The sequence below is a fragment of the Kitasatospora sp. P5_F3 genome, assembly GCF_054049135.1.
This window is the reverse complement of record NZ_JBFUMY010000115.1, coordinates 1-9,372: the sequence shown is the minus strand read 5'-3', so window position 1 is coordinate 9,372 and position 9,372 is coordinate 1. Positions and strand designations below refer to the sequence as shown.

12 protein-coding genes are annotated in these 9,372 nt (G+C 73.8%); 7 read left to right on the top strand and 5 right to left on the bottom strand.

Annotation, left to right across the window (positions count from 1 at the left end; genetic code table 11):
* Nucleotides 1-1,121: tetratricopeptide repeat protein (locus ACXJMZ_RS34840; RefSeq protein WP_457034026.1), on the top strand; the 1,121-nt coding region annotated here is incomplete at its 5' end.
* Here the strand turns inward: ACXJMZ_RS34840 and ACXJMZ_RS34835 are convergent.
* Nucleotides 1,105-1,620 carry a DUF1990 family protein gene (locus ACXJMZ_RS34835; RefSeq protein WP_457034025.1) on the bottom strand — a complete coding sequence of 172 codons (516 nt, stop codon included), beginning with the start codon at nucleotides 1,618-1,620 and terminating at the stop codon, nucleotides 1,105-1,107. The two genes, ACXJMZ_RS34840 and ACXJMZ_RS34835, sit on opposite strands and share 17 nt — an antisense overlap.
* Nucleotides 1,617-2,441, bottom strand: a complete 825-nt coding sequence (locus ACXJMZ_RS34830; RefSeq protein ID WP_457034029.1) for a YndJ family protein — start codon at nucleotides 2,439-2,441, stop codon at nucleotides 1,617-1,619. The genes ACXJMZ_RS34835 and ACXJMZ_RS34830 overlap by 4 nt, the downstream gene beginning before the upstream one ends.
* Nucleotides 2,442-2,563: 122 nt before the next feature.
* Between ACXJMZ_RS34830 and ACXJMZ_RS34825 the strand changes: the two genes are divergently transcribed.
* Complete coding sequence (locus ACXJMZ_RS34825) at nucleotides 2,564-2,695, top strand: hypothetical protein (protein WP_255359221.1); 132 nt, start codon at nucleotides 2,564-2,566, stop codon at nucleotides 2,693-2,695.
* Nucleotides 2,696-2,771: 76 nt separating this feature from the next.
* The gene (locus tag ACXJMZ_RS34820) at nucleotides 2,772-3,044 is read left to right on the top strand and encodes a DUF1876 domain-containing protein (protein ID WP_457034024.1); all 273 of its coding nucleotides are present in this window, start codon (nucleotides 2,772-2,774) and stop codon (nucleotides 3,042-3,044) included.
* Nucleotides 3,045-3,056: 12 nt separating this feature from the next.
* Here ACXJMZ_RS34820 and ACXJMZ_RS34815 read toward each other — a convergent pair whose 3' ends face one another.
* The gene (locus tag ACXJMZ_RS34815) at nucleotides 3,057-4,271 is read right to left on the bottom strand and encodes an NAD(P)/FAD-dependent oxidoreductase (protein WP_457034023.1); all 1,215 of its coding nucleotides are present in this window, start codon (nucleotides 4,269-4,271) and stop codon (nucleotides 3,057-3,059) included.
* Between the two features lie 120 nt (nucleotides 4,272-4,391).
* Between ACXJMZ_RS34815 and ACXJMZ_RS34810 the strand changes: the two genes are divergently transcribed.
* Nucleotides 4,392-5,159: a VOC family protein gene (locus ACXJMZ_RS34810; protein ID WP_457034022.1), complete on the top strand. Its 768-nt coding sequence runs from the start codon at nucleotides 4,392-4,394 to the stop codon at nucleotides 5,157-5,159.
* 27 nt (nucleotides 5,160-5,186) lie between these two features.
* Here ACXJMZ_RS34810 and ACXJMZ_RS34805 read toward each other — a convergent pair whose 3' ends face one another.
* Both ACXJMZ_RS34805 and ACXJMZ_RS34800 read right to left on the bottom strand, forming a co-directional pair.
* Nucleotides 5,187-5,978, bottom strand: a complete 792-nt coding sequence (locus tag ACXJMZ_RS34805) for a DUF2470 domain-containing protein (protein WP_457034021.1) — start codon at nucleotides 5,976-5,978, stop codon at nucleotides 5,187-5,189.
* 65 nt (nucleotides 5,979-6,043) lie between these two features.
* Nucleotides 6,044-6,667, bottom strand: coding sequence for a TetR/AcrR family transcriptional regulator (locus ACXJMZ_RS34800; protein ID WP_057229136.1), 624 nt, complete (start codon nucleotides 6,665-6,667; stop codon nucleotides 6,044-6,046).
* A 127-nt stretch (nucleotides 6,668-6,794) separates the two neighbouring features.
* On the opposite strand from ACXJMZ_RS34800, the gene ACXJMZ_RS34795 reads away from it, so the two are divergent.
* From ACXJMZ_RS34795 to ACXJMZ_RS34785, 3 genes are read left to right on the top strand one after another with little or no spacing between them, the layout of a single operon-like run.
* Nucleotides 6,795-7,550: an SDR family oxidoreductase gene (locus tag ACXJMZ_RS34795; protein WP_457034020.1), complete on the top strand. Its 756-nt coding sequence runs from the start codon at nucleotides 6,795-6,797 to the stop codon at nucleotides 7,548-7,550.
* 20 nt (nucleotides 7,551-7,570) lie between these two features.
* Nucleotides 7,571-8,308 carry an SDR family oxidoreductase gene (locus ACXJMZ_RS34790; protein WP_457034028.1) on the top strand — a complete coding sequence of 246 codons (738 nt, stop codon included), beginning with the start codon at nucleotides 7,571-7,573 and terminating at the stop codon, nucleotides 8,306-8,308.
* Nucleotides 8,309-8,317: 9 nt separating this feature from the next.
* Nucleotides 8,318-9,283: an NADPH:quinone oxidoreductase family protein gene (locus ACXJMZ_RS34785; RefSeq protein ID WP_457034027.1), complete on the top strand. Its 966-nt coding sequence runs from the start codon at nucleotides 8,318-8,320 to the stop codon at nucleotides 9,281-9,283.
* Nucleotides 9,284-9,372 lie beyond the last annotated feature (89 nt).

Sequence of the window (9,372 nt, the reverse complement as noted above, 5' to 3'; positions counted from 1 at the left end):
CCGCCGGGCAGCGACCGGGGGATGCCACCGCCTGGGCCGAGTTGGCCCTCGCGGCGGTGGACCGGGCCAGGACCACCCTGGACGGCGGCCAGCTGGCGGAGGCCGACCGGGCGTTGGCCCGCTCGCTCGGCCTGCGTCCGGAGCGCAACTACGAGGCCCAGGTCGGCTCCGGACAGCTCGCCAACGCCCGCCACGAGTTCGCCACCGCAAGGGAGTTCGGCCTGCGGGCGACCACCATGGCCCCCGACCGGGCCGCCGGGTACGCGGTGCTGGCGGACGCCGAGCTCCAGCTCGGCCACCTCCCCGCCGCCACCGCCGCCACCCAGCGCCTGCTGGACCTGGCTCCCACCACGGCGGCGTACACCCGCGCCTCGTACGACCTGGAGACGCACGGGCGGACGGCGGAGGCGGTGCTCGCGCTGGACCGGGCCCTTGAGCTGGCGGTCACGCCGGGTGAACAGGCCTTCAGCGCCCACCGGTTGGGCGATCTGGCGTGGGATCAGGGCCACCCCGAGCAGGCCGAGCAGCACTACCGGCACGCGCTGGCCGTGCAGCCGGACGACCACTTCGCCGCCTTCGGGCTGGCCCGCAGCGCCGCCGCGCTCGGCCGCACCGAGGAGGCGCTGGGCCGGTACGAGGAGCTGGTGGCCCGGGTGCCGCAGCCGCAGTTCCTGCTGGAGTACGCCGAGTTGCAGCTGAGCAGCGGACACCAGGTCGAAGCTGCCGCCCAGTTGGCTGCGCTGGACGCCGAAGTCCGGCTGGCCACCGGCCCGCTCGACCTGCAACTGGCCCGCTACCTGGCCGACCACGGCGATCCGGCGGAGGCCGTCCGGCTGCTGACCGAGGAGTGGCAGCGGCGGCACAGCCCGCTGGTGGCCGAGGAACTGGCCTGGGCCCTGCACCGGGCCGGGCGGGACCAGGAGGCGCTGCCGCACGCCCGGTTCGCCGCCGAGGCGGGCGGCGCCGGAGCACTGGGCGCGTACCGCAGTGGTGTGATCGAGCACGCGCTCGGTCTGCCCGGTGCCGCCGAGCTGCTCCGTACGGCGCTGCGGCGGAACCCGTACTTCTCGGCCCGGTATGCCGCCCAGGCAAGGGAGTTGCTCGTCAGCCCGGCAGGGTGACCGCCCGGCGAAGCACCCGGCCGAGCTGCCGGGCGTACAGCCGCTGCAGCAGCGGCACGATCGGACCGGCAAGCCGGGTGTACCAGCAGGCGGGGCGGCTGAACGCGGTGACGGTGAACCAGACCGCCTTGTCGGCGCCCATCGTCACGATGAACGACTCCTCGCCGCGCTCCGGGTGGGTCGCCAGGGTGCCGTAGGCGAAGCCGATCCGGTCCGGCTCCGAGGCAGCCCAGACCACCTCGGCGGGCGCCTGGAACCGCAGCCGCCCGAGGCCGAGGCCCACCACCAGCCGGACACCCGGCGCGGCGGTCTCGGCGTCTGCCTCGACGGTGGCGCCGGTGCCCCGGTGCATCCGCCAGCTGGTCACCATCGCGCCCGCGGCCTCCAGCGCCTCGCGGCCGTGGCCGATCAGCACGTGGTGGCGGAGGTAGAGGTAGCCCTCGGGCAGCCGGTCGGGTTCGCGGGTGGCGCCGACCTCGGGGTAGTTGAAGGTGGTCATCGGGTCACTTCCTTGAGTCGGCGCCAGGCGAGCAGCGCACAGAGGGCGAAGCCGAGCGCGTTGCCGAGGCCGTGGGTGGCGGCCATCCAGGTGAGGGTGGGGTGGGTCAGGCCGGTGGCCTCGCCCAGCGCCCACCAGAGCGCGAGCAGCATGGTGACCACCAGGACGGCAGCCGAGCAGCGCAGCAGTCCGCCGGTCAGCCGGTCGCCTGCCCGGCCGCTGACGTCCTGCCAGCTGAGCAGCCCGACCAGCCACATACCGGTGGTCAGGACGACGGCTCCGGCCAGTTCGGCCCAGTCGTCGACGAAGTACCCGGCCAGCACCAGCAGGGTGCCGACCGGGACGCTGAGCGCCGCGGCCCGGGCCAGGCCTGGCCGGCTCCGGACGGTGCGGCAGACCAGTCCGGCCACCAGGGCGGCGGTGAAGCCGGCGAAGTGGAAGTGCGGGACGGTGAGCGCCAGGATGTCGAGGTCGAAGCCGAACAGCCGGGTGCCCGAGCGTTCGGCGACCAGGGCGAGCCCGGCCACGGAGGGCGCGAGCAGCGCGGTGAGGGCCGCGAGCTCGGCGGGGGCGAGCGAGCGGGACCGGGCCAGCCGGACCGGCGCGAGTGCGGCCAGTGCGACGGTGGCGGCCGCGTAGACCGAGGCCAGTGCGGTGGCGGTGGCCCCGCGCGGCAGCCAGAGCGCCACGGCTCCCGGCAGTGCGGCCAACGGCCAGAGCCGGGCCAGCGCGGCACTGCCGGGGCCGCCGAGCAGTCCGAGCCCGAGTGGCACCACGGCCAGCATGCCGAGCATCACGATCAGGTTGACCAGCGCGGTCACGGCGGCCACCCCCTCTGTTGAACGCGTTCAAAGCACTTCCGTCGCAGACTCTACGCCATCTCTGAACGCGTTCAATACCGAGTGGGAGTGGTCCGGAGCACACTGAGAGGAAGGAGGACGCCATGCCCAAGATCCCGCTCATCTGCCCCCGCTGCGGACGTCCTCAGCAGGTCGTCCCCGGCGGCTCCGACCGCCCGGTGAAGGTGGTGCACCGGGAGACCGGCCGGGAGGAGTGCGAACCCCGGCCGCACTGATGCTGGCCTACACCCGCCGCCGGGCGCAGGCTGGAGGGACAGGATCTCCCAGGATCTCCCGGAGGCGGTGGTGACGATGACCCGGACACTCGTCGGCTGGCACGTCGAGCTGGAGTTCGCGGAGGAGGGCGACCGGACCAAGGCGGCCGCGCTGGTCCGGCTGGCCGACGGCACCGAAGTCAGGGCACACGGCTTCAGTACCCGGCACCACGACGACCGCCCGCAGCTGCGGGTCGGCGAAGAGGTGGCGGGAGCCCGCGCGCTGAACGAGCTGGCGATGCTGCTGCTCACCAAGGCCCACGACGAACTGCGCGAGGGCTCCCGGCCCACCGACTACGCGATCAGCTGACGGAGCACCCGCTCAGCCGAGGCCGACCCGGTCCAGCGGTACGGCTGGGTCGGCCAGCGCGTCCGGGTCCACCTGACGTCCGGAGCGGACCAGCTCGCGGATCGGGTCGGTCACGTCCCAGACGTTGACGTTCATCCCGGCCAGCACCCGCCCGTCGTCCAGCCAGAACGCGATGAACTCGCGGCCCGCCCGGTCTCCCCGGAAGACCACCCGGTCGAAGCCGTCCGGCTGCACGTAGCCGGTGTACTCCATGCCGAGCTCGTACTGGTCCGTGAAGAAGTACGGCACCCGGTCGTGCACCGCCTCCTGGCCGAGCATCGAGCGGGCGGCGGTCCTCGGCTGGTGCAGGGCGTTGGCCCAGTGCTCGACCCGGATCGGGCGGCCGTACAGCGGGTGCAGGGCGTTGGCCACGTCCCCCGCCGCGTAGATGTCCGGCGCCGAGGTGGCCAGGTACTGGTCGGTGCGGATGCCGTTGTCGACGGTCAGCCCGGCCGCCTCGGCCAGCTCGGTGTTCGGGGTGATGCCGATGCCGACCACCACCGCGTCGGCCGGCACCAGCTCACCGTCGGCCAGCCGGACGCCGTCCCCGGTCAGCTCGGTCACCTGCACGCCGAACCGCAGCTCGACGCCGTGCGCCCGGTGCAGCTCGGCGAACACCGCCGCCGCCTCCCGGCCCAGCACCCGCAGCAGCGGCAGCTCGGCCGCCTCCAGCACCGTCACCTCCGCCCCCGCCTCGCGGGCGGCGGCCGCCGTCTCCAGGCCGATCCAGCCCGCGCCGATCACCACGATCCGGGCGCCGGGGCGGATCGCCGCCTTGATCCGTTCGCTGTCCTGGACGGTCCGCAGGTACAGCACCTGCTCGCCGTCCGCGCCGGGCACGGTCAGGCGGCGCGGCGAGGAGCCGGTGGTGAGCAGCAGTTTGGCGTACCCGAGCCGGCTGCCGTCCGCCAGGCTGACGGTGTGTCCGGCCGGGTCGATCGCGGTGGCGACGCTGCCGAGCACCAGGTCCACGCGCTGCTCGGCGTACCACTCGGCCGGATGGACGTAGATCTTCTCCCGCGCGGTCTTCCCCATCAGATAGCCCTTGGAGAGCGGCGGCCGCTCGTACGGTCGCTCGGTCTCCGCCCCGATCAGCGTGATCGACCCCTCGAAACCCTCCGCCCGCAGTGTCTCGACGGCCTTCGCCCCCGCCAGGCTCGCTCCCACGACGACGTACCCGGTCTTCATCGCGGCTCCTCTCGTCGGCCCCATCACACCCGAAGGGTCTGCCCGCCGCGAGCCGAACCACCCCTGTCACGGCAGGTCGTCCTAGGCTGAGAGACGCCACAACCGGAAGGAAGGGCTCCGATGAGCGAGCAGACCGTGACCGTCCGATGTGTGCCGGCCGCACCGTGCTGGGTCAGTCTGATGGCCCGTGACCTGACGGTGGCCCAGGCGTTCTACGGGCCGTTGCTGGGGTGGTCGTTCCAGGCCGGCCAGCACGGGTTCGGGCCGTACGTCCGGGCGGTGCTGGACGGGGTGGAGGTGGCGGGGATCGGGGCCACCGAGGGGGAGTGGCAGCCGCCGGTCGCCTGGACCACCTACTTCGGCAGCGAGAGCGCGGACGACACCGCCGCCCGGATCAGGGAGCGCGGCGGCACGGTGGCGATCGGCCCGCTGACCTTCGACGCGGGGCGGATGGCGCTGGCCTCGGACCTGACCGGCGCGGCCTTCGGCATCTGGGAGGGCGACCTCGGCTGCAACACCTGGGTCCGTTCGCCGGGCGCGCCGGTCTGGATCGAGCTGCGCACGGGCGACCCGTTCCAGGCGGCGCTGTTCTACGGCGAGGTGTTCCGCTGGGACGAGCGCGATCCGGACCGGTTCGAGGTGCGGTACGAGAACGAGCGGGTGGTGCTGCGGGCGGAGCACCGCAGTGTGGCCGCCCTGCGCCGGGCCGAGGACATCGGGGCGCACTGGGAGGTCTTCTTCTCGGTGACCGACACCGACCTGGCCGTCCGCCGGGCGGTGGAGCTCGGCGGTTCGGCGGACGGCCCCGTGGTCGACACTCCGTACGGCAGGGTGGCCCGGCTGCGGGACGCCGAGGGCGGGCTGTTCTCGGTGATCACCCCGGTCTAATTCCCTCCGTTTGCCGGAGGGTCTAAGTCAGTGAGCGCGGACCTGGGAGAACAGCCGGTGCATCGCCTCGGCCAGGTCCTCCGGGCCGCTCAGCGGGCGGTGGAACTCGAAGCGGGCGTCCAGCACCCGGTCACCGTCCAGCAGCCTGACGCGCAGTCCGAACCGGTCGAGGGACACCGGCCGGACCTCGTACCGGCCCGGGTCCGGCCAGGACCGCAGACCTGACGGGTGGTCAAGGGCCTGGGCGCCGAGCAGTGCGAGCCGGTCGGCGTGCGCCGAGGCGAGGTGCTGGAGGACGGTCGCCTCCTCGGCGGCCAGCGGGTCGGTCGCGGCGCGGCCGAAGCCGGTCAGGTCGACGCAGCAGTCGGCGCCCCAGAGGTCCTCGACCGAGAGGTGGTCCGGGTCGAAGCGGAGCAGTGCGTACTGCCCGGCGGGGCGGTACGGGAAGAGCCCGTCCAGCACCTCCGGTGCGGCCGGCCGCAGCGCGGTGAGGCGGCCGTGCACGGTGGCCCGGCCACGGATCCGGTGCGGCATCGCGACCGGGGCGACGTCCACCGCCTCCAGCAGGCCCGCCACCTCTTCCTGGCGGGAGACCGAGGCGATCCGGCAGAGCGGGGAGTCGTGCTCGGCGAGGACGGCCAGGGCTCCGTCGGGGAGGACGGCGCAGCGCACCAGCGGAGGGATGCCGGGCCGGTTGGCCAGGTCGATCCCCGGTACGTCGAGGATCACCGAGGAGCCGAACTCCAGCAGGGTGCGGGCCCGTTCGGCGGGGGTGGGCACTGGTCCGGCCGGGCTGGGCAGGGCAGGGCTGTCGGACATCCGTCCTCCTCGGTAGGTAAGGTGAGCCTAACCTAAGGCGATGGAGGGTGGAAGCCCTTCCGGGGTCAGCCGGCCGCCCCCAGCATCCGCAGTACCAGGACGCCGTAGCGCCGGCCGAGCTCCTCGGGCGTCTCGCTGCTGCGCTCGGTGTACCAGCGCGAGACGTCGATGCCGAGCGAGGTGACCGCGCGGGCGGCGGTCCGGACGTCCTGCACCTCGAACGCGCCGGTCGCCACCCCGGCCTCGATGATCCGGCGGACGGTCTCCTCGATCCGCCGCCGCAGCTCGGCGACCACCGCGAAGTCGTCCTCCGGCAGGGCGTGCAGCTCGTGGTTGACGATCCGTCCGACCGTGTGACCCCGGGCGTGCCAGCAGGTGAACTCCTCGACCAGCCGGCGCATCTGCTCCACCGGCGGCAGGTCGGCGGCCGCCGCCCGTTCGACCAGGTCCAGGGTGGCCTGGTGGCCGGTGCGGCTGATCTCCGAGAGCAGCGCCGACTTCGAGGAGTAGTGGATGTAGAGCGCCGCCGGGCTCATCCCGGCCGCGGTCGCGATGTCCCGGGTGGTGGTCGCGTGGTAGCCGCGCCGGGCGAAGGACTCGACCGCCGCGAGCAGCAGCCGACGGGCGGCCTCGGTGCGCTCGCCCATGCCGCCTGCGGGCCACAGGTCGGCGGATGTTCGGTCGGTCATGCCGGCAATCCTCCCAGATGGTGGTGCAGGTCCTGGCGGGTGGTTGACAGTGTGCTCGGGCACTTGGATCCTAAGCAAGCGCTTAGTCAGCCCGTATTCCTGGGAACTCCGTCGAGAGGGACTCGTGATGGCACCGTCGTTGAAGGGCCGGGTGGCCGTGGTCACCGGAGCCAGCCGGGGCATCGGCCTCGGCATCGCCCGGGAACTGGTGGAGCGGGGCGCCAAGGTCTGCCTCACCGCCCGCAACGCCGAGCCGCTGGCCGACGCGGTCCGCGAGCTCGGCGGCCCCGACCACGCGATCGCCGTGGCAGGCCGGGCCGACGACCCCGAGCACCAGGCCGAGGCGGTGGGCCGGACGCTGGAGACCTTCGGGCGGCTCGACCACCTGGTCAACAACACCGGCATCAACCCGGTGTACGGCCAGATCCTCGACGTCGGCGCCGACCAGGCCGCCAAGATCCTCGGGGTCAACCTGCTGGCCCCGATGGCCTGGACGAAGCTCGCGTACGACGGGTGGATGCGCGAGAACGGCGGCGCGGTGGTCAACGTCGCCTCGCTGGCGGGCCTGCGGGCGGCGCCGGGGCTCGGCATGTACGCCGTCTCCAAGGCCGCGCTGATCCACCTGACGACCCAGCTCGCGTTCGAACTCGCCCCCGGCATCCGGGTCAACGCGGTCGCGCCCGCCATCGTCAAGACCAAGTTCGCCGAAGCCCTGTACGACGGCCGGGAGGAGCGGGTCGCGGCCGGCTATCCGCTCGGGCGGCTCGGCGTGCCGCAGGACATCGCCGGAGCAGTCGCCTTCCTGCTCTCCGAGGAGGCGGCCTGGATCACCGGCCAGACCCTGACGCTGGACGGCGGCGTCTCGCTGGCGGGCGGGCTGTGAGCCTCGCCGGACGCGGTGTTGTGGTGACCGGCGCCGGGCACGGCATCGGCGCCGCGCTGGCCACCGCCTTCGCAGCCGCCGGGGCCCGGGTGGTGGTCAACGACCTGGACGCCGAAGCCGCCCGAGCCGTCGCCGACTCGATCGGGGCGTACGCCCTGCCGGGTGACGCCGCCGACCCGACGGAGCTGATCGCCGCCGCCCGCGCGGAGCTCGGCGCGATCGACGTCTACTGCGCCAACGCGGGCGTCGGCACGGCCGGCGGCGCGGACGCGGGCCCGGCGGCCTGGGCCACGGCCTGGGACGTCAACGTGATGGCCCACGTCCGGGCGGCCGAACTGCTGCTGCCCGACTGGCTGGAGCGCGGCGAGGGCCGGTTCGTCGCCACGGTCTCCGCCGCCGGGCTGCTCACCATGCTCGGCTCCGCGCCGTACGCCGTGAGCAAGCACGGCGCGCTGGCCTTCGCCGAGTGGCTGGCCGCCAGCTACCGGCACCGGGGTGTCCGGGTGCACGCGGTCTGCCCGCAGGGAGTCCGGACCCGGATGCTCGAGGATTCCGGCCCGGCCGGTCAACTGCTGCTGACCGAGGGCGCGTTGGAGCCGTCGGCGGTGGCGGACGCGGTGCTGCGGGGGATCGCCGAGGAGCGCTTCCTGATCCTGCCGCACCCCGAGGTGGCCGACTACTACGCGACCAGGGCGACCGATCCCGACCGCTGGCTGGACGGCATGAACCGGCTCCAGCAGGCCCTTGAGAAGGAGTGATTCCCGATGATGCGGGCATGGCAGGTCGGTGAACTGGGTGAGCCCGGTGCAGTGATGCGATTGGCAGAGGTGGAGCAACCATCGGCCGGGGCAGGGCAGTTGCTGGTCCGGGTGCGGGCCGCCGCGGTGAACTTCCCGGACGCGTTGATGTGCCGGGGGCACTACCAGGTGCGGCCGCCGCTGCCGTTCACGCCCGGCGTGGAGCTGTGCGGCGAGGTGGTCGGCGGCGAGCGGGCCGGGGAACGGGTGATCGGGACTCCGCTGCTGCCGGCCGGGGCGTTCGCCGAGTACGCGCTGATGGACGCGCGGACGGTATTCGCGGCCCCGGCGGCGCTGGACGACGCGGAGGCGGCGGCGATGCACATCGCCTACCAGACCGCTTGGTTCGCCCTGCACCGCCGGGCCGCCCTGCGGGCCGGGGAGACCCTGCTGGTGCACGCGGCGGCGGGCGGGGTCGGCAGCGCGGCGGTGCAGCTCGGCAAGGCGGCCGGGGCGACGGTGATCGGTGTCGTGGGCGGTCCCGAGAAGGCCGTGGCGGCACGGGAGTTGGGTGCCGACGTGGTGATCGACCGGCGGTCCGAGGACTTCGTGGCAGTGGTCAAGGAGTTCACCGGCGGACGCGGTGCCGACGTGGTCTTCGACCCGGTCGGCGGCGACGCGTACACCGGGTCGGCGCGCTGCGTCGCCTTCGAGGGCCGGATCGTCGTGGTCGGCTTCGCCAGCGGCACCATCCCGACCCCGGGGCTGAACCACGCGCTGGTGAAGAACTACTCGGTGCTCGGCCTGCACTGGGGGCTCTACGCGGTGCACGAGCCGGCCGCCGTGACGGCGGCTCACACCGAGCTGACCGCACTGGCCGGGAAGGGCGTGGTCCGGCCGCTGGTGAGCGAGCGGCTGCCGCTGGACGGCGCGGCGGACGGCGTCCAACGGGTGGCCGACGGCACCACCACGGGGCGGGTGGTGGTCTTGCCGTGAGCATGGCGCACTGACGACATGTCAGCTCGCTGAGTCCACCTGCGGCGGGCAGCCCAGGGGGGGGGGGGGGGGGGGGGGGGGGGGGGGGG